Annotated in this window: 16 protein-coding genes and 2 pseudogenes; 6 read left to right on the top strand and 12 right to left on the bottom strand. The window is 34.8% G+C overall.

Annotated features, from left to right (window positions below; genetic code table 11):
- Nucleotides 1-301 precede the first annotated feature (301 nt).
- The 7 genes from CN288_RS07815 to nagE form a co-directional block, all read right to left on the bottom strand.
- Nucleotides 302-1468 carry a diglucosyl diacylglycerol synthase gene (locus CN288_RS07815; RefSeq protein WP_098302071.1) on the bottom strand — a complete coding sequence of 389 codons (1167 nt, stop codon included), beginning with the start codon at nt 1466-1468 and terminating at the stop codon, nt 302-304.
- A gap of 411 nt (nt 1469-1879) precedes the next feature.
- Nucleotides 1880-2611: a pyruvate formate-lyase-activating protein gene (pflA, locus tag CN288_RS07810; RefSeq protein WP_098302070.1), complete on the bottom strand. Its 732-nt coding sequence runs from the start codon at nt 2609-2611 to the stop codon at nt 1880-1882.
- Nucleotides 2612-2677: 66 nt separating this feature from the next.
- Nucleotides 2678-4927, bottom strand: a complete 2250-nt coding sequence (gene pflB / locus CN288_RS07805) for a formate C-acetyltransferase (protein ID WP_098302069.1) — start codon at nt 4925-4927, stop codon at nt 2678-2680.
- A gap of 447 nt (nt 4928-5374) precedes the next feature.
- Nucleotides 5375-6919, bottom strand: coding sequence for a glycosyltransferase family 2 protein (locus CN288_RS07795; RefSeq protein WP_026592515.1), 1545 nt, complete (start codon nt 6917-6919; stop codon nt 5375-5377).
- Nucleotides 6912-7877, bottom strand: coding sequence for an NAD-dependent epimerase/dehydratase family protein (locus CN288_RS07790; RefSeq protein ID WP_026592514.1), 966 nt, complete (start codon nt 7875-7877; stop codon nt 6912-6914). The genes CN288_RS07795 and CN288_RS07790 overlap by 8 nt, the downstream gene beginning before the upstream one ends.
- A 57-nt stretch (nt 7878-7934) precedes the next feature.
- Nucleotides 7935-9164: a serine hydrolase domain-containing protein gene (locus CN288_RS07785; RefSeq protein ID WP_098302068.1), complete on the bottom strand. Its 1230-nt coding sequence runs from the start codon at nt 9162-9164 to the stop codon at nt 7935-7937.
- A gap of 257 nt (nt 9165-9421) precedes the next feature.
- Nucleotides 9422-10915 (bottom strand): N-acetylglucosamine-specific PTS transporter subunit IIBC, encoded by a 1494-nt coding sequence (gene nagE / locus CN288_RS07780; RefSeq protein WP_026592508.1) that lies wholly within the window; start codon nt 10913-10915, stop codon nt 9422-9424.
- Between the two features lie 471 nt (nt 10916-11386).
- On the opposite strand from nagE, the gene glsA reads away from it, so the two are divergent.
- Both glsA and CN288_RS07770 read left to right on the top strand, forming a co-directional pair.
- Nucleotides 11387-12316, top strand: a complete 930-nt coding sequence (gene glsA / locus CN288_RS07775; protein ID WP_098302067.1) for a glutaminase A — start codon at nt 11387-11389, stop codon at nt 12314-12316.
- A gap of 115 nt (nt 12317-12431) precedes the next feature.
- Nucleotides 12432-12773 (top strand): DUF3969 family protein, encoded by a 342-nt coding sequence (locus CN288_RS07770; RefSeq protein WP_026592506.1) that lies wholly within the window; start codon nt 12432-12434, stop codon nt 12771-12773.
- Nucleotides 12774-12793: 20 nt separating this feature from the next.
- On the opposite strand, the gene CN288_RS28670 is transcribed toward CN288_RS07770, so the two are convergent.
- The gene (locus CN288_RS28670) at nt 12794-12952 is read right to left on the bottom strand and encodes a hypothetical protein (RefSeq protein WP_000532411.1); all 159 of its coding nucleotides are present in this window, start codon (nt 12950-12952) and stop codon (nt 12794-12796) included.
- 117 nt (nt 12953-13069) lie between these two features.
- Nucleotides 13070-13482 (bottom strand): annotated as a pseudogene (locus tag CN288_RS07760) (manganese efflux pump); the annotation flags it as partial.
- 79 nt (nt 13483-13561) lie between these two features.
- Between CN288_RS07760 and CN288_RS29465 the strand changes: the two are divergent.
- Both CN288_RS29465 and CN288_RS07755 read left to right on the top strand, forming a co-directional pair.
- A pseudogene (locus CN288_RS29465) lies at nt 13562-13639 on the top strand (DNA-binding protein); the annotation flags it as partial.
- Between the two features lie 326 nt (nt 13640-13965).
- Entirely contained in the window at nt 13966-14169 is a 204-nt protein-coding gene (locus CN288_RS07755; protein WP_090693626.1) for a hypothetical protein, read from the top strand.
- Between the two features lie 287 nt (nt 14170-14456).
- Here the strand turns inward: CN288_RS07755 and CN288_RS07750 are convergent, their stop codons facing one another.
- On the bottom strand, nt 14457-15878 hold the full coding sequence (locus CN288_RS07750) for an amino acid permease (protein WP_098302066.1): 1422 nt from the start codon (nt 15876-15878) through the stop codon (nt 14457-14459).
- A gap of 432 nt (nt 15879-16310) precedes the next feature.
- Nucleotides 16311-16565, bottom strand: a complete 255-nt coding sequence (locus CN288_RS07745; protein WP_026592503.1) for a biotin/lipoyl-containing protein — start codon at nt 16563-16565, stop codon at nt 16311-16313.
- Nucleotides 16566-16851: 286 nt separating this feature from the next.
- Between CN288_RS07745 and CN288_RS07740 the strand changes: the two genes are divergently transcribed.
- The gene (locus CN288_RS07740) at nt 16852-18258 is read left to right on the top strand and encodes a sigma-54 interaction domain-containing protein (RefSeq protein WP_098302065.1); all 1407 of its coding nucleotides are present in this window, start codon (nt 16852-16854) and stop codon (nt 18256-18258) included.
- A gap of 163 nt (nt 18259-18421) precedes the next feature.
- Here CN288_RS07740 and truA read toward each other — a convergent pair whose 3' ends face one another.
- Nucleotides 18422-19159 (bottom strand): tRNA pseudouridine(38-40) synthase TruA, encoded by a 738-nt coding sequence (gene truA / locus CN288_RS07735; RefSeq protein ID WP_090693613.1) that lies wholly within the window; start codon nt 19157-19159, stop codon nt 18422-18424.
- Between the two features lie 508 nt (nt 19160-19667).
- On the opposite strand from truA, the gene CN288_RS07725 reads away from it, so the two are divergent.
- On the top strand, nt 19668-21116 hold the full coding sequence (locus CN288_RS07725) for a L,D-transpeptidase family protein (RefSeq protein WP_098302064.1): 1449 nt from the start codon (nt 19668-19670) through the stop codon (nt 21114-21116).
- Nucleotides 21117-21154 lie beyond the last annotated feature (38 nt).

Here is a 21154-nt window from a genome sequence, read left to right as displayed (position 1 = left end):
CTCTATCTTTTTTATTTCTCTCTGAATCTTGAGACGTAGGGTCTTACTGCCTGTTAAGACGGGATAAAAGTAATCACATATATGATGTTTAATTTGTGGATATTTTTTCTGAAAATTGTGGATAATGTGGATATCATTGTTAATATTCAGACTTTACCGGCTATTAAAATCTTTTTCTTTTGTGGATAACATACAACTTTATTAACCATCAATGGATGGATACATTCTTACTAACTCTATTTACTATACGGAATTCACACAAAACAAAAACCCCCTTCCAAAATAAAAAGAGGGTTTCATTCTACGTAAAAGATTGAGCAAGAGCCGGTGACTTAATTGGTATATGATTAGGCTGCACATGATTTTCTTCTAAAATTGTATCTACAATGTGACAAGCCGGTTCTGGATGGTAGATACTTTTCATCGCTTCTTTCATTTGCAGGAGCTTCATATCATCTTCTAATAGTGCCTTTGTTTTCGCAAAAACATCCTCATCTTCGCGAATGACAAGTGCAGCTCCTTTTTTTTCAAAATACATTGCATTTTCATTTTCTTGTCCTGGTACTGGTTTATATAAAATGACAGGTACTTGTAAAGCTGCTGCTTCACTTAACGTAATGCCTCCTGGTTTTGTAATCATACAAGAGGTAATACGGAATAGCTCATCTATATTCTCTACATAGCCAAATACTTTTAATGCCTCAGGATTTTGTTCCTTAATTCCTAGTAACTCTTGTTTTAAAGTTTCATTTTTCCCACAAACAACAGCTACTTGAAGATTAGGGACTGTCATAAATGATTGACATAATTCTTTTACATTTCCTAATACACCGTGAGCACCTGCTACAATAAGTAAAATCTTTTTCTCACGAGATAACTGATATTTACTATATAGGATTTCTGGGTTAATGGTTAACTCAAAGTTTTTACGAATTGGAATCCCAGTTTCTACGATTTGCTCTGAAGGTACACCAATTTCAACCATTACTTTTTTCACCTGATCTGTCGCTACAAAATAACGATCTACTTCACGATGAATCCATATTTTGTGTAAACAAAAATCCGTTAACACATTATAAACAGGAATTGAAAAACCTGTTTGTTTTTTCAATTCTGGCACTGCAATAATTGGAAATGTATTAATAACGATGTCTGGTTTTTCTGCATGTAATAATACTTTTAAACGTTTTCTTCCAAAATTTGCATACCACGATGCAATCTTCTTATCATAAATCTTTTCTACACCATAATAAAATAAGCGATATAGCTCTTTTCCTATTGTATAGCTTTTTAAGTATAAATATTTTGTAATATCTGTTATGACCGGATGTGACTCTCCGAATAGATCACACACAATCACATCTTCAATTCCTTTTTGACGAAATGTTTGTGCTAATGTTTTTGCTACTTGCACATGACCATTACCGTAATGTGCAGTTAATATTAAAACCTTGGGGTTTTTTATCAAACAAATCCACTCCTAGCTTTTTCGCTTTCCCATATTGCATATACGACAATAGGAAAAACATTTTCCTAAAAAAAATTACATGTTTGGATTCCAACACTTTCATGTTAGCTATGTACCTGTCGTGGATATGCAAAGCATATAAGATTGACCCCTTAATCCTATCTGTGCTCATATCTTTATATTATACTTTCCTATAAGTGCTTTCGCAATAACTTACAAATGATCATATTTCATGATACTCGCCCTGCTACTTCTTAATTCTTGGTACTATTTGGTTTTCCCTTTACAATTATGTAAATTTATCCTCTTATTTCTTTACAAAAATATGGATATTCTACTTTCAGTATACTCTTTTCTTCAGATATACTCTAGATTTTATTAAAAGAAAGCAAAAAGTCTAATCCAAATGGATTAGACTGCTTGTAAAATATTTTTTGCATTTTGAACACTTTTTTCTGTTGGAGGTTCTACCCCTTCAAGAGGATACTTATGTCCAAGCGCTTCCCATTTATATACACCAAGTTTGTGATATGGTAAGACTTCTACTTTCTTTACGTTAGAAAGGCTTTGAATGAAATTAGATAATCTCTGCAAATCTTCTTCACTATCAGTAACACCTGGAACTAATACGTGTCTTACCCAAATTGGTTTTTGTTTATCAGATAAATAACGAGCAAATTGTATAATGTGTTCATTCGTTTTACCAGTTAATTTACGGTGCTTTTTAGGATCGATATGTTTTAAATCTAATAATACTAAATCTGTATAGTCCATTAAAATATCTAATTTCCTTTGGAATTCTGGCTCTTCAGAGTAGCAACCACCCGAAGAATCAATTGTCGTATGAATGCCGATCTCTTTACATTTCTTAAACAGTTCAATCAAAAAGTCTAACTGTAATAGCGGCTCACCGCCACTTACAGTAATACCACCGCCGGAAGCTTCCATAAAAGGAATGTAACATGTAACATCCTGCATCACTTCTTCGACTGTTATTTCTTTCCCTTTACCAATTTCCCACGTGTCCGCATTATGACAATATTGACAACGTAGTAAACACCCTTGCGTAAAGATGATATAACGAATCCCTGGGCCGTCAACAGTTCCACAAGACTCAACAGAATGAATTCTTCCTTTTACCATGTTACTTCCTCCTCTATTAAAACAGCTCCCCTCCGCCCTACGAAAAACAGAGGGAAACTTTTTTACTTACATGCTTTCATGCATTGTACGGTTAATTACATCAATTTGTTGTTCACGAGTTAATTTAATGAAGTTAACAGCGTAACCAGATACACGAATTGTTAATTGTGGATATTTTTCAGGATGTTCCATTGCATCCATTAATGTTTCACGGTTAAATACGTTAATATTTAAGTGATGTCCTTCTTTTACTGCATATCCATCTAACATAGATACTAAGTTGCGAACTTGTACATCTTCTTCTTTACCAAGTGCTTTTGGAATAATTGAGAATGTATTAGAAATACCATCTTGTGCATCTTCATATGGTAATTTCGCAACAGATAATAATGATGCTAGTGCACCTTTTGTATCACGTCCGTGCATTGGGTTTGCACCTGGTGCGAATGGTTCGCCAGCGCGGCGGCCATCTGGTGTGTTACCAGTTTTCTTACCGTATACAACGTTAGATGTGATTGTTAAGATTGACATTGTATGAACAGAGTTACGATATGTTTTATGTTTACGAAGCTTGTTCATAAATATTTTTACAAGGCTTACTGCCATTTCATCTACAAGGTCATCGTTATTACCGTATTTAGGGAAATCGCCTTCGATTTCAAAATCAACAGCAATACCATTTTCATCACGAATTGGTTTTACTTTCGCATATTTAATTGCACTTAAAGAGTCAGCTACTACAGATAATCCTGCGATACCTGTTGCCATTGTACGAAGAACTTCTGTATCATGAAGTGCCATTTCGATACGCTCATAGCTGTATTTATCATGCATGTAATGAATTACATTTAAAGTATTTAAGTAAAGCCCTGCTAACCATTCCATTGTCACATCGAATTTACGCATAACTTCTTCATAATCTAATACTTCAGAAGTAATTGGTGCATATTCAGGTCCAACTTGTGCTTTTGTTTTTTCGTCTTTACCACCGTTGATCGCATATAATAATGCTTTCGCTAAGTTTGCACGTGCTCCGAAGAATTGCATTTGTTTACCAATTCTCATTGCAGATACACAGCAAGCAATACCGTAGTCATCACCATATTCTGGACGCATAATGTCATCATTTTCATATTGAATTGCAGATGTTTTGATAGACATTTTCGCACAGTAGTTTTTAAAGCCCTCTGGTAATTGTTTAGACCAAAGAACTGTTAAGTTTGGTTCTGGAGCTGGTCCTAAGTTGTCTAATGTATGCAAGAAGCGGAATGAGTTTTTCGTTACTAATGGACGACCATCAAGTGAAATACCACCGATAGATTCTGTTACCCAAGTTGGATCACCAGAGAATAATTCATTATAATCAGGTGTTCTTGCGAATTTCACAAGACGTAATTTCATAATGAAGTGGTCAACAATTTCTTGTACTTCTTCTTCTGTTAATGTACCGTTTGCTAAATCTCTTTCAACATAGATATCTAAGAAAGTAGATGTACGGCCAAGACTCATTGCTGCACCGTTTTGCTCTTTAATTGCTGCAAGGTAACCAAAATATAACCATTGGAATGCTTCTTGTGTATTTGTTGCTGGTTTAGAAATATCAAAACCATGAGAAGCTGCCATTTGTTTTAATTCTTGAAGGGCACGAATTTGCTCAGATAACTCCTCGCGTAAACGAATTGTCTCTTCGCTCATTACACTGCTTGTTAAGTTTAAATCTGCTTTTTTCATTTCGATTAAACGATCAATACCGTATAATGCAACACGGCGATAGTCACCAATAATACGACCACGGCCATATGCATCTGGAAGACCTGTAATAACGCCTGATTTACGAGCTGCTCTCATTTCTGGAGTATAAGCATCGAATACACCTTGGTTATGCGTTTTACGATAGTCTCTGAAAATACGGCTTAGTTCTTTGTCCATTTCATATCCGTAAGCTTCACAAGATAGTTCTGCCATACGAACACCACCGAATGGTTGTAATGAACGTTTGAATGGTTTGTCAGTTTGGAAACCAACTACTTTTTCAATATCTTTATTTAAATATCCTGGACCATGTGATGTAATAGTAGAAACAATTTCTGTATCCATGTCAAGGACGCCGCCATTGTCACGTTCTTGTTTCGTTAACTCCATTACTTGATCCCAAAGTTGTTTCGTCGCTTCTGTTGCTTCAGTTAAGAAGGAATCATCACCTTCATAAACGTTTATGTTATTTAAAATGAAGTCGCGAACATCAATCTCTGCTCTCCACTTTTCACCTTTAAAGTTTTCCCATGCATTTTTTACATTTTCTAATACTTCAGTCATCCTAATCTCCTCCATTTTTTGATTAGTACAGGACTAAGATTTTTTATATAACAGCTTACACATTTAGAATACTACTTTTTTTAAAAAGCGAACGGAATACTTGTGACACATTTGTGAAACATTGAGCATATTACTATGTACACAGTGTTAAGTACGATTTAAACTCTTTTAAATTAAGTCTTTCCTTAACTGTATTTTTTTGGTACTCTTATAAACGAATCCTATTCTGTAGTATAAAGAATCATACCCGTTTTAAACTGTAATATCCTTACCTCCTATTCTGTTATAGTTTTTTTAAAACAGAATAGAAAAAAGTGTACCTGTTTGGTACACTTTTTTTCGTAATAAATATGCATTACTTTTAATGCCTAATTTACAATAATAACAACATCAAGATGGAAAAGACTCTCTCCTACAATTTTTCTACCCGAAAAAGATGTCCCCAAATTATAGTACCTTTCTGTTTCTTCCTCCATCATGAAATCCTCCTCTAATACCTTTTACCTCCACCAATTGATCTATCCCTTCTATATGATCACCTATGATTCGTAATACAGCTGGAGGATGTCCTATTGATGAGAAATGTTGATTGGGACGAATACGATTCATTCCATCTACATCTATGCGGCTTACACATGAAATCTCAAAACCAGAGAGAATTACTTTTATTTGTGCTACACATGGGGATAATAAAGAATCATATCCAATACCTTCTAAACACTTACGACTAAATGCATTCGGAACAGCAATAAGAGAACCCACACCTAAATCCTTTCGATTACATGCAAGATTTATTGCATATTTAAATGCTGTTACAAGATGAAGTGGAATTCGTAAATCTAAATAATGATTTAAATCATTTAATGTAACATCTTTTCCATCTGCAATTGCTTTAGCAAAGGGATATAAATCACGTGCCGGGATAATAAAATCTCCATCTATAAATAGAACAATATCGCCCTTAGCAAAATATGCTCCCATCGAACGACCTACATCATTCCCAAGCGCCTCTTCATACACAATTGTCTTTGCACCATTTTTTCTAGCAATGTTTGCCGTCTCATCTGAAGATCCATTGACAACAACAATAATCTCTAATGGCTCAATTTTACGCACTTCCTCTATAACCTTACCTATCGTACTTTCCTCATTTTGTACAGGAATAACAATAGATAACTGTTTTCCTTTATATAATTTCGATTGTACTCCCCATCCCTGATAAAACTTTGCAAACTCTAAAGTATGATAAATGCTCTCTCTTCGTCTTTTCCCATCACAATACCCACCACGTTTATCTCGTGTTTCCATCCACTCTGCTATTGCCTCTATATGATCACCTATCATTCTTTGTTCTGAATGAGAAAGATTTGTTCCGTACGCATCATGCTCAACTGGCCGAAACTTATTTGGGGTAATTACATCTATTTGATGATGACGGCTAATCCTCCATTTGTTCTGCAATAAACGAACATGGGCTACAATCGGATTTACAAAAGCATCATACCCTATGCTCTGTGCTACCTCTCTTGTAAATGCATGAGGAACCGATAAAATGGAATCAATTTTTAAATCTTCCCTCTCCAACATTGCATTCAAGATTTGACGCCATACAGTAATAGAGTGTGGCCTTTGTTTTTTTGAAAATAATGCATCAAAATTATTTAACACCACATCTGCTTGATCATACAAAATTGGATTGAGAAATAATTGTAATTGGGAAGTTTTTATCACAAAATCCCCATCTAAAAATAATAAGACATCGCCCTTTGCACATTTCGCACCAATCGCACGTCCAACATCATTTCCAAGCGCTTCTTTATATACAAGAACTGTACACCCTAGGTTTTCAGCTATTTTATCCGTACCATCTGTACACCCATTCGCTACTACAATAATTTCTAATGGTTGTAAAAGTTGGACAGAATGAATAACATCAGTAATACTATCAATTTCATTATGAACCGGAATAATAACAGATAGTGATTTAGCCATGATATCCCTCACGAAACCACTCAATGGTTTTCTCCAATCCTTGTTCCCATGACACACTAGGTTGGAATTGTAATACTTCTTTTAATTTTGTTACATCCGGTTTTCTATTCGGGATCTCCTCAAAGCCATGTGGATATACTTTTTCAAATGGAACATGCAAGATTTTTGAAGAAGAATTCGTGAATCTTTGAACATCTTGTGCTACTTCCTGTATACTTTTTTCATTTTCGGATCCGATATTAATGATTTCTCCATTTACTTTCTCATCCATTGCACAAATTGTTGCTTCTACCGCATCACTTACATACGTAAAACAGCGTGTCTGCTTTCCGTCCCCATAAACAAGAATATCCTCACCTTGCAATGCCGCACGAACAAATCGTGGAATTACTCCAGCATATGGGCCATCCTTTGCTCTTGGACCATAAATATTAAAATAGCGAACGATTGTGACAGGGAGCCCTTGTAACGCATACCCTAAACACAGCGTTTCTTCTAATGTTTTACAAAGTGCATAACTCCAACGTATTTTTGATGTTGAACCATATAAGCGATCACCTTCTTCTAAAAAAGGTGGTTGTCCTTTTCCGTATACTTCAGAAGTAGATGCAAAAATAACTTTCTTTTTTCCTTTTAATGCAGCTTGTAAAATATTACGCGTTCCATCAAAATTCGTTTCAATCAATTCTATACTTTTTTCCATTGTCGCTTTCACACCTAAAATGGCTGCTAAATGAAATACAACATCATGTTGACCTACCAATTCATAAATTTCACTTTTAGCTAAAATGCTAATTGGAATAATTGGAATAGACTTCATTAGCTCTATATGATATTTATTTTTTCCTTTATAAAAATTATCAACTATTGTTACTTGATGCCCTCTTTTAAGAAGTTCTTCTGCTAAATGAGATCCAATAAACCCTGCTCCACCTGTAATTAAACAACGCTTACTCATAAATTCACCTTCTTTCTCAATTTACATGAAAAAAAGACCATCTCAAAAGATAGTCTTTTACACTTCAATATGCTGTAACATCGTATAAATATCATTATTCAAAGAGCCAAATGATTTAATGTTATTTTGAATATTAGATAATAAAATAACATATACATTGCCACTTCTACTAAATCCATTTAAACAATTCCACCCTGGCATTACACCGTGATTAGAGTAGCTTCCAGGGTTTACATACCATCCAAATCCATAATCTTTTTTAAATGTTGTAAACATTTGATCATAGCTCTCTTTGGATATTAGCTTACCAGAAAATAGTGCTTCATTAAATAAATATAAATCATTTGCACTCGTATATATATCGCCATTCCCATATAATTGTGACATGCTAGGAATAGGAGGTACTGTCATATTATTATTTACAACCTTATAACCCGTAGAAGGATACTTTGTTTTCTCTAATTCAGTACCAAAGCCTGAATTTTTCATGCCCACAACATCAAAAATATGTTGTTTAATGTATTCTTCTAACGGCTGCCCACTAACTTTCTCAACGATGTAACCAAGTATTGAATAGTTTGAATCCGAATACTTCCATTTTTCACCTGGGTTAAACAAACGTTTTTGCTGTCCAATTCGCTTCAACAATTCCTCATGAGAAATATCATCTGTCCCTGTCTCATATTCAGGAATTCCAGATGTGTGTGTCAATAGATGAACCAGCTTGATTTCTCCACCTCTTGGAAAATCAGGAATATATTTCGCTACCGTATCCTCTGGTTGAATTTTCTTTTGATCTTTCAGCTGCATAATTGCTGTTGCTACAAATGCTTTTGAAATCGAACCGATGTAAAATGTTGTTTCTGCATTATTTGGTATATTTTTCTCTCGATTTGCCAGCCCATACCCTTTATTCAGGAGTACTTTTCCATTTTTTACAACAACTGCTGTTCCACTAAAACCTTTGCTCTTTAAATACTCATCTAACTCAGCATTCTCATTAATTTCTTGTGGGGGGCCTTCGGCTGATTGTTCCGCCGCCTTAGCTTGCTCCGGCACTTTTGGAAGCTGTTCTGGCTGTTTTTGTACCGTTTCTTTCTTTACTTCTGTAGTTGCTTTTGAGGCATTCTCTTTCTTACTATGTGAAGTGATTTTTGTATACCCTAAATATACAAGTGAAAACAATACAAAGAAAATGGCTGTTCTTTTTATATATGTAATCGGTCCACGTCCACGTCTACGTCTACGACGAGCCACCATACTGACACTATCCTTTTCTTCATTCATGGTTGCTTTCCCCTTATTTACCAATAATTTAATCAATTTATAAAAATATGCTCCCTAGTTTTCTCTAACTAATGGAAATTTCATTTTATATCATCCTTACTTTATCATGTGCCGAACGTATTACCAACCAATATGTACAAAAAAGAAAAAGAATATTTTCAAAGGTAAGATTCCGGATAAACTTCTCATAAAAAAAGAGGATGTCCTCAAAAAAATCAATTTTACCGATCTTTTTGAACATCCTCTTTCACAATCATTTATACGTGTTTTTTCATATCATCAGCTACAGACTCAACGTTTGTACCTACGATAACCTGTACGCTTGTATTACTTAACTTCATAACACCTTTTGCACCGGCACGTTTTAATGCTGGTTCATTTACTAAGTTTGCATCTTTTACTTGTAGGCGTAAACGAGTCGCACAGTTATCAATGACTGTTAAATTGTCTTTTCCACCTAAAGCTGCTACGTAAGTTTCACCAATCGATCCTGCAACTGGTGCATCATCTTCTGCCACTAACTCTTCATCGTCTTCACGACCTGGAGTTTTCAAATTAAATTTCTTGATTAGGAAATAGAATACCACGAAGTAAATTACTGCATAAATTAAACCAATTCCCGCTAATAATAACGGTTTTGTTGCAATACCTAAGTTTAAGAAATAATCAATCGCACCGGCGCTAAATGAGAAACCATCATGAATGCCAAGTGTTGTTGTAACAAATAAAGAAATGCCCGTTAATATAGCATGGATACCATATAATACTGGTGATAAGAACATGAATGAAAATTCAATTGGTTCTGTAATACCAGTTAAGAATGAAGTTAATGCAAGTCCACCTAACATACCTGTAACCATTTTACGTTTTTCCGGTTTCGCAGCTGCAATCATTGCAAAACATGCTGCTGGTAAACCAAACATCATGATTGGGAAGAAACCAGTCATAAACATACCTGCTGATGGATCTTGCGCAAAGAAACGTGCAATATCACCATGAACAACATCACCTGCTGCATTTGTAAAGTCACCAAGTACAAACCAGAAATATGTGTTCATTACGTGGTGTAAACCAATTGGAATCAATAGACGGTTTAATAAACCGAATAGTCCAGCGCCAATCGCACCTAAGTTTACAATACCGTGTGCTACCGCATCAATACCACTTTGAATTGTTGGCCAAATTTGACCGAATACTAATCCTAAAAGAAGCATGACAACAGAAGTAATAATTGGTACAAAACGTTTTCCCGCAAAGAACCCTAACCATTCTGGCAATTTAATTTTATGGAATTTGTTATATAATAACCCGGCAACAACCCCAGCAATAATACCGCCAAGTATAGCCATATTTATCTTCGGCGTTAAAGTCGCTGCTTTTGAAACTTTTGTCATTGTATCCGCTAACTTACTTGGATCAACTGTTCCTAATAAATCTTGAACACTTTTTAATTTATCATTTAATTCTGCTGTTGAATAACCAATACTTAAAGTATTCGTTGTATTCTTCATAACTAGATAACCAATCGCACCTGCAAGACCTGCGGCACCACTACCATCAACAGACAAACCGATTGCAACACCAATTGCAAAAATAAGTGCTAAGTTATCAAAGATTGCTGCACCGGCCTGTGCCATAACAGGAATATCAAATACGTCTGGTTGACCTAAACGAAGCAACAGTCCTGCTGCTGGCAGTACTGCGATTGGAAGCATTAACGCTTTACCAATACGTTGTAAAAACTGCAACATTGTAATTCCCCCTATTCAATTTATGAAATCGTTATCATTAATAAGTATGATTTAGAAAACGCTTTCTATTACATAATCATGATAACATATAGTTGTATAGATGTGTAGTTTTTATTTTTGAGCTTTTTATAGATATCTTTTCTATTTCCAAACTGTTATATAAAAGGAAACTTCTCCGTTCTAATAACGAATATGATTAAAAACTAGGTAGCCGGAACCTATGTATCTGTATCTATTTTGATTGTTTAATATATAAGCCGTTGCTATGTAGAACAAATGATGACCTGCACTCGTTCTCAGAGGCTCTAACTGCTTCTCTACCACCTAAAAAGAAAGATTTTATTCCTGTTTTGCAATTTTTATTTAAAATGGAAGTTTCATTTTATCATTCCACTTTTTCATGTTATTATTTATTTCCAAGTCTATAGGGAACAGTAAACTTAGTGAAAAAGGAACAGGAGCGTTGGTATTATGCAGTGTATCGAGACAAATAACTTACAACAACTGTTAGATCAAGTAAAACCATATACAAAAAAAGGTAAACTTGCTACTTATATCCCCGAACTAGGAAATGCAAATCCAGATGATTTAGGGATTGCTATCTACCATAGAGAGACAGAATATATCCATGCTGGTAACTCACAAACACTCTTCACCCTTCAAAGTATTTCAAAAGTAATCACACTTGCACTTGCTCTTCTAGATCGTGGTGAAGAATATGTATTCTCTAAAGTTGGGATGGAACCCACTGGGGACCCATTTAATTCTATTATTAAGCTAGAAACAACTAGCCCTTCTAAACCCCTTAATCCAATGATTAACGCGGGTGCATTAGCTATTACAAGTATGCTTACAGGAGATAGTAACGAAGAAAAGATGGAACGGATTCTCCGCTTTGTACGTGATATTACAGATAATCCTACAATTAATTACTCTTCAAAAGTAGCCATCTCTGAACTAGAAACAGCTTACTTAAATCGTTCTCTTTGCTACTACATGAAGCAAAACGGCATCATTGATGGTAATATCGAAGAATTAATGGATTTATATACACGTCAATGTGCTATCCAGGTAAACTGTATTGATTTAGCACGTATTGGTTTAATCTTCGCAATGGATGGCTACGATCCATATAAGAAAAAACAAATTATTCCAAAACATATAACAAAGATTTGCAAAACATTTATGGTAACATGTGGCATGTATAACGAATCTGGTGAATTTGCAATTCGCGTTGGCATTCCTGCAAAAAGTGGTGTAGCTGGTGGTATTTTCGGCTGCGTAAAAGGCGAAATGGGAATCGGTATTTTTGGACCGGCTTTAGATGCAAATGGAAATAGTATCGCTGGTTTTAAAATTCTTGAGCTTCTTTCCGCTCAAGAAGGCTGGAGTATTTTTTAAATACGAAGTTATCCTGTTCGCTTTTGGCAGGATAACTTTTTTTATTATGCATATTTCTTCCCCCCTCCCGAATAATATAGTACAACCTAACGCTATTCGGTGGAGGTGTAAAAAAATGAAACTTATTTTTCAAATGGAGGACCAGCCTGTCCTAGAAAAAACCATTCTTCTTTTTATACTCAGTATTGTAGAAAGCTTAAAATTAAAAGTTGTTTCCCCCGATGAAGCTTATCGATACATATTCAATTTAGAAGTATTAGAATTACTAATGGATCGAAATATTGATGATCAAGTGCTAGAGCTTATTCATTTTGGAATGGGGCTTGAAGACATTCATCATGTCCTCCCGGAAGAACTTGAACCAAGTATTGAGGAATTAAAATGGCGTTGTATCCAAGTTCTAGGGGAATATGGCATGTATGAAGAATCAAAGCAATTAATTGAGGACATACGCTAAAAAGCACCTATATAGGTGCTTTAATGTTTTTTCAAACTATTTTTGTACGTTTCAATATTAACTGGTAATTCTTCCTCTTCTAACGTATGCTCATTTACATCCTTATGAATAAATGCCCCTTTAGGCGGCTGATGATCATGACCTTTTTTCTTATGATCAAATGCTTTACCACGTCCCATACTTATCCCCCTTTCTTTAAAAGAAATCAATGTTAGTATGAAGAAAAACATATCGATATATGCAGTATTTTGTTGTATTTCCGAGGAAATATGCGAATATTGTTTTCCAATCTCCTCTCACATCAATTGATCAATTCCGATAAGAATGAGTAAAATGCCAGCAATAATCGTTCCCCATTTTCCTAAGTATTCCGCTAAAAACCTCTTTCCTACATATGAAAAACCACTAATACAAGCGAAGCTAAAAACTCCAGAAACAATTGCAGTCCACCAAAGATTCAAATTTGTTATTCCTGCATCAAATCCTCCTGCAATATTATTAATTGATAATGCGTCCCTAATACAAGTGCTTCGGAAAGGCTAATTGTTTTAGAACCATCGAAATCAGCATTCTCCGGATTACCCAGTACCCTCATAAACATATTCCCTTTCTTCTTATGCGTATCATCTTGTTTATTTAATACTGGCTGACATAAGGCAAATACTCCAATTACACTAAGTACAATTGCTCCAATTAGATTTGCATTGAACTACCCCCACCTACCGTTACACGCTTGAGGTAAGGGTCTTCTCGCTAAATATGATAAAATCTGAAATGAATAATGCAATCCAATTGGCTATTTAGACGATGCAATTGCATTGAATTTAGCAAAAGAAAAATTAGCTGATATAAAGAAGAAAACTTAGATGGCTTTATTGAAGACAAAAGGGCTATTCCAAAATTTCTAGTTTCACTAGTATTTGAAATAGTTCTTTTCTAAAAAAAATCGTACAAACATCAAAGTTTGTACGATTCCACGACAGGTACTTTTTATATTACACGATGAATCTTATCTTTTTCTGATGAAAACCTTAATTTTTCTTATTTTTGTGTATGACGCCATTCGTATTTAAAAACAGTAATAACTTTCGTAAACTCAACTAACTGGCTAATTTTTAAATTAGGATATTGCAAAAAAATGGTAATTTTTGTGTTATAATAAGGATATTAAATAATAGAGAGGGCTGAGTACATGATGAAAGATAAACGACTAAAGCGCCTATATTATCTATATCTTTTCCCTGCAATCCTATGCATAATGTTTTTTCTCAATAGCGACATGAATAGCCTTCCGTACGCTAAATTAATAGGTACAATTAGCGGCTGTATCGCAGCGATTATGCTTGCTGCTTTTTGGACGGTGAAACTAAAAATAAAAAGAGAGCAATCCTCTTAGCCAAGATGTATTTTTCAGAAAAAAACGAGCTATCTATTAGATTAGGGCTCGTTTTTTCTTTTGATTTTATCCTACCATTCTCTACATATATGACCTCGTATAACGCAATTACTCGCATACGTAAAGTAAAACGTTAATTAGTGAGGACTTTACTGATTATGAGCCCTCACTAATCAAGCTTTTACCGGTAGTTCATCCTCCGCCTACCTACTTTTCCTTCGCTGAATTTGGAGGTGGGCGTGTTACTGCCAGCGAATAGCAGGATAAAAATCATACCTAAATATTCATCATAAACTTTGTGCCCCTGTTGTGTTGGCCTTTTCGATATGTTCCATTTTACTCTTCTTATTTTTTGTAACACGGTAAAACAGTAAACAAACAAACATAAATGGAATCCCGCAATACAATGCCATGCGTTGTTCCGGAATAAACGCCATACCAACAATTACCGTTATATTTAATACCAAAGCAAGAAGAGGGACAAGCGGATACAATGGAGTTTTAAATTTCAGATCCTTAATATCCCCACCTTGCTTTAAGTATGTTCTTCTAAACAAGAAATTAGATAAAGCGATAGATGCCCAAACCAATATTGCACCGAATCCTGCAATGGAAAGAAGCCATAAATAAACTGTATCCTCTGCATATATACCACATAATAAAGAGAGACAACCAACAATAGTACTTGCAATCAATGCATAAATTGGAACACCATTTTTAGATAACTTACCAAAAATCGGACTAATCATCCCTTGATTAGACATAGACCATAACATACGAGAAGTTGCATATAATCCAGAATTCGCCACTGATAGTACCGCTGTAATAATAACGAAATTTATAATATCTGCCGCATAAGGGATACCAATTTTATCAAATACAACTACGAATGGACTTTCTATCACTCCAGCTTGTTGCCAAGGGAATAGCCCAGCAAGTATAAAAATGGAAAGTACAAAGAAAACAAGGATACGCCAAACTGTATTATTAATAGCTTTCGGAATGGTTTTCTCTGGATTTTCGCTCTCTCCAGCCGCAATACCAACTAGTTCTGTTCCCTGAAAGGAAAAATTAACTGCAATCATTGTAACTAAAATAGCTGTCAGCCCATTTGGAAATAGTCCTCCGTAATCAGTAAAACTAGAAAACATTGGTGCTGGCTCATTCCCTTTCATATCAAGGAAACCAAACATAGCTGCCCCGCCTAAAATAATAAATGCAATAATCGTAATAACTTTAATGCTCGCAAACCAAAACTCGACCTCTGCAAAACTTCTTGAAGATAATGCATTAATAGCAAAAAGTAGAACAGCAAAAACTATGCACCAAATCCAAGAAGATACATCTGGAAACCAACGTTTCATTAAGATACTAACTGCAATCAACTCAATCCCTATCGTAGCCGACCAGTTTAACCATGACATCCATCCCACTACGTAACCTACTGCAGGTGAAATCTGCTTTGTAGCATATGTTTGATAAGACCCTGCATCAGGCATGGCAACTGCTAGCTCTCCAAGACAGAGCATCGTTAAATACATAACAAATCCTCCAACAAGATAAGCTACAATCGCTCCTCCAGGTCCCGCCTCATGAATTGTATAACCTGATCCTAAGAAAAGTCCGGTACCAATAACTCCCCCAAGTGCAATCATAAATATGTGTCGACTTTTCAGCTCTCGTTTTAACTCCTGGTTTTGACTTGCCATATAAATCCCCCTTTTTGTTTGCAAATCCTCATAAATGTAAACGCTTTAAAAATAAGTTAAAAAAGAAAGTTAAACTATAAAAAGATAATAGCTTGTATTTTTATTAAAGATTCACAATAGGAGGGAGATCTTTCGAAAGTCAATCTCCCAATCCAAGAAAATAAGGTGAAACTTCCATCAGTGTGGCTTTTGTCTCCATTCTCACTGATGGTTAGTTGAATGAATCGGGCTTTTATGGGCAGTTGTCCCCACCTATCTTCCCTGTTGCTCTCTAAATCTTGAGGTGGTGGTCTTACTGCCCGTTAATGTGGGATAAACCATAACACGATAACCCACCCTTAACCTTTCCTATGACTTAATTGGCATTAGCATAAATAAACATGATTATTTAAAAGCACGCTAGAAAACGGTACATACTCCATACAGTTTATATTAATCACTACCTGTTATTAACAGGTCATCCCTTACTGTTATTAATCGTGTTTTATCAGTGATAACTTGTCCCTCTTCCACTTCTAGCAATTCAATATATCCACTAATTCCCACTTTAATTTCTACTTTCTGTTTATCTATCGTTTCAATTAATGCTAATTTCTCCCACTCATATACATAAGAGCTTTCAGTAATAAATAATTTTTCTACTTTCCCATAGCAAGGACTGTACACGTCTTCTATAACTGCCTTCATTTTGTAACCTCCTCTTTTTTATTAAGAAAAGTTATACACCCTATAAAGTTTTCAACTCACCTCTAGTCTTTAAATTTAGAGCTTTCACTTACTATGAATGCAAAATGCATACCAACTTCAATTCCCCCTGTAAAATTAGAAATGCTTGCAAAAAAACTTAATAAGCGCAAAATTTTTTCTATCATTTTTAATCAAAAAAGCGCAAAAAGTTTTGCGCTTTTAAGTGAATTTTAATAAAATTAAAAAAAGTCAGTCTTCATAGGGTATAACAAGGAGAAGATGATACATGCATACAGAAGAAATCAATTTCAAAAAATTAATTGAAATGAATATGCTATATGAAACTTTGCTAAATGAACTTGATATTGGAATTCATATTATTAATGAAGAAAGTAAAACAATAATCTACAATCGTAAAATGATGGAAATTGAATCCATGGATCCTAAAGATATATTACATAAAAATCCTTTAGAGGTATTTGTATTTGAGGAAAACCGAAGTAGTACACTCATAGAGGCACTAAAACTAGGAAAAACAAAAAGAAACATAAAACAAACTTATTTTAATAATAAAGGAAAAGAGATTACAACAATTAATGATACCTTCCCTATAATAGAAAATGGAAAAATCAAAGGTGCGATTGAAATTTCAAAAGACATTACTCAATTAAAGCAAACGATTAAAACAAGTCTTCCTCGAAAACAAAATACTAAATTTACCTTTAATCATATAATAGGTAATTCTAGGGCGACCCAATCTATTATTACAGAAGCAAAAAAAGTAACACGTACATCGTCCTCCATACTTATCGTGGGAGAAACGGGAACTGGTAAAGAATTGTTTGCACAAAGCATTCATAATGAAAGTCACCGTTCCGCAAAGCCTTTTATTTCACAAAACTGCGCTGCTATACCAGAAACCCTAATGGAAAGCCTATTATTTGGAACGAACAAAGGGGCTTTTACAGGTGCAATAGATAAACCTGGTTTATTTGAAGAAGCGAATGGTGGGACTTTGTTATTAGACGAAATCAACTCATTAAATCCAGCTCTTCAAGCAAAATTATTGCGTGCTATCCAAGATAAAACAATACGAAGAGTTGGAGGCGCACAAGAAAAAGAAGTGGATGTCCGAATCATAGCAACCATTAATGAAGACCCTATTGAAGCCATAACACATAATCGATTAAGGAAAGACCTATATTATCGGTTAGGCGTTGTGACTTTATTTTTACCACCTTTAAGAGAGCGAAAAGAAGATATCTCCATTCTTGTTCATCACTTTATTGAAAAGTATAATATCCAATTTGACTTAAAAGTAAAAGGGATCGATTCTAGTGTAAAAGAATGTTTTTATAACTACGAATGGCCTGGTAATGTAAGGGAGTTAGAACATATGATTGAAGGCTCTATGAACTTAATAGAAGATGAAGAAATCATTACAACGTTCCATATACCTACACGCTTTTATGAACTAACTAAAAGAGAATATGACTTCCAACTACCGTTAACTATTCGGAATACAGATGATATCCCGAAACCTTTAAAGCACACAATAAAAGAAATGGAAAAAGAATACATCAATCAAATTCTTAAAGAAAATAAAGGTAATATCTCACAAACCGCAAAATTTTTAGGGATGAGTAGACAAAACTTGCAATATCGACTTAAAAAATTTAATTTAAACCGTTGAAAAATCTATACATTATCTTGATTTCTTTTTCATTTCTATTAGTACAATCAAAAGAGGAAGAATTATCAACTCTTCCCCTTTTGATTGATAGTTATATCAACTACACAATAATCCCCACATATCTCAAGTGTATAGGAACTAGTGAATTTACACATCCAGTTGCCTAAAAATCTACCTTCTCCAAATACAATCCACTTGCATCCGCGAGACAATTAATTTGGTTTCGTTGTTTTTCTTTTAAAATTTGTGGTATTACTTCAGAGTCTAACTGCCCTAATCCCACTTCGATTAACGCCCCAACAATCTTTCTTACCATATTATGAAGAAATCCATTTCCGCTCACTCTAATTTGAATAAAACCTTCACTTTCCACAATATCAAGCATATATACTTCTCGTACCATAGACTTTTTCTTAGATTTAGCGTTTGAAAAAGCTGTAAAATCATGTGAACCAATTAAGTATTGAGCTGCCTTTTTCATACTTTCAATATTTAACTTTTTCTGAACGTGCATGCTGTATTTACGCATAAAGGGATTCGTATGTTCTTCATTCCAAATCTTATATACATAAGTCTTTGCTTTCGAATTGTAACGAGCATGGAAACGTTCAGAGACTAACTCCACATCCTTAATACTAATATCATTTGATAAGTATTGATTTAAATACTTTTTAATTTTCGGTTCTGCTAATTTTTCATCGACCTTGAAATTCGCTATTTGATTCAAAGCGTGTACACCGGCATCTGTCCTGCTACATCCGATGATTTCTATTTCATGTCCGACCATTTCTGATAATACACTTTCGATTTTCCCTTGAATCGTATTATCATTATTTCCAAGACGTTGCCAGCCTTTATAGCGGCCGCCGTCATATTGAATTGTTAATTTATAGTTGTTCATTGTTTTCTGCTATTAAAAACATAGACATTTGCCTATTCATGTTTTTATTAACAGACTCACCACCTTTCTTTTTCCGTTACATAAAACAAAAATTGTAAGCATTCTATGATATTTTTCGTAATCTTCTTCCCATAGTAACACAAGAGAGCCCATTTAGTGTCTACTTCTGCCAATAGACTATACATGTTAAACCAATCATTTACAATCCAGTTCACGTACGCCATCCATGTTCCTGCAGGAAATTCTGCAACTCTTCTTCAGGCTGTATATTTTTCTTCCACTCTTCGCACTCCTTTAGAAACTTCTCTATCTACTGGTTATTAACACGTTCATTCTATTGACACAAATCCAAATTTAACTGACTCAACACTGTAAAATTTGGTAAAAAAATAGTGAAAATTTAAGAATAATAAGGTAAACTAATCAATGGTTTTAGATACAAAAACATTAGTTTAAAGTCCGTTGTCGTTGATACTGGGGCTATATTAGGTATGTGGAGGAAATATTTATGAATAACAACACAATAAATGAATCAGTTGAAGAAGTTGATAGAAAACGAGCACACTCAAGCAAACGTTTTAAAAATTGGAAGCTTATCACAGCGGGTGGCGGCGTTATAATTGCACTTCTAATTGGGGGAATGAGTTATTATCAGGCAACTCGTTTCAATTCACAGGTTACGATTAATGATACAAAGGTCGGCGGTCTGACTGCTGATCAGGCAATGCAGAAATTAAAAACATCTGGATTAGAAAATAAAGTCTATGTCGGCCAACAACAAATTTTAGATGAAGAAGATACACAAACTGAACTTACGGAAAAAGATTTGCCTCAAGTTAAAAAACTATTAAAAAGCCAGTGGACGTTTTTCCCTTCCTCAAAGGAAAAAAATTATTCATTGCTACCAGAAAAGGCGGATCAGTACCGAAGTGAAACAATGAAAAAACTTGTAGAAGAAAAGCTCATCTCTATGAATAAAGGTTTAAAAGCGCCTCAAGATGCTATGGCGAAGCTCGAACAGGGAAAAGTTGTTATCTCAAAAAGCATTGATGGAAAACAGTATGATGTTGCTAATCTATTAAAGGATTACGACAAGCAGAAGTATAAAAGTGAAATCCATCTGAAACCTGTATACATACAGCCTATTAAAGAAAACAATCCGATTATAAAAAAGGAAGAGAAAGCACTACAGAATCTTCTCCAACAAACCATTGATTATAAGGTACAGAATGAAGTTTACTCTTTAAAAGCTAAAGATCTAATTAAAAATGCCTCTATGTCAAAAGATATGAAGGCTACAATCGACTCGAGCGACATTAAGAACAAGATTACTGAAATTAACAATTCTCAATCGACATTAAATAAAGACTTCACATTTAAAACCCATTCTGGTTCAGTTATATCAGTAAAAGGACAAGGCTATGGCTGGGCAATAAATGTTGAAAAAGAAACAAAACGAATCCAAGAAGCCTTCGAAAAAGGGGAAAAATCGCTTTCTGTTTCTAACATTTACGGAAATGGTTGGAATAACGAAGGCATCGGTTATGAAACAACAGCGAATAATGGCATTGGAGACACGTATGCGGAAGTGTCGATTGCGGAACAACAAATTTGGATTTACAAAGATGGAAAATTGGCAGTTTCAACGAATGTAGTAACAGGTAAACATAGCACGAGTGAAGATACATCACCAGGTGTGTGGTATATCCTCTATAAACGATCACCGTACACACTCAAAGGTAGCGCAGTAGGTAAACCTGATTATTCCGTTAAGGTAGATTACTGGGCTCCGTTCACAAATAGCGGACAAGGGTTCCATGATGCCGGCTGGCGGACAAACTGGGCCAATAATGCCTATTTAACTGGAGGTTCAGGCGGATGTGTTAACCTTCATCCTAGTGTTGCGAAAACTGTGTATGATAATCTCAGCACTTATGAACCGGTTATCGTGTACTAGCATATCAAGTATTTTCTTTATAAAAACAAAGAAGCAGG

The organism is Bacillus sp. AFS023182 (assembly GCF_002560575.1).
GTDB classification, from domain to species: Bacteria; Bacillota; Bacilli; order Bacillales; family Bacillaceae_G; genus Bacillus_A; species Bacillus_A arachidis.
Note: the sequence above shows the minus strand (reverse complement) of the source record. Positions and strands in the feature narration are given on the sequence as shown.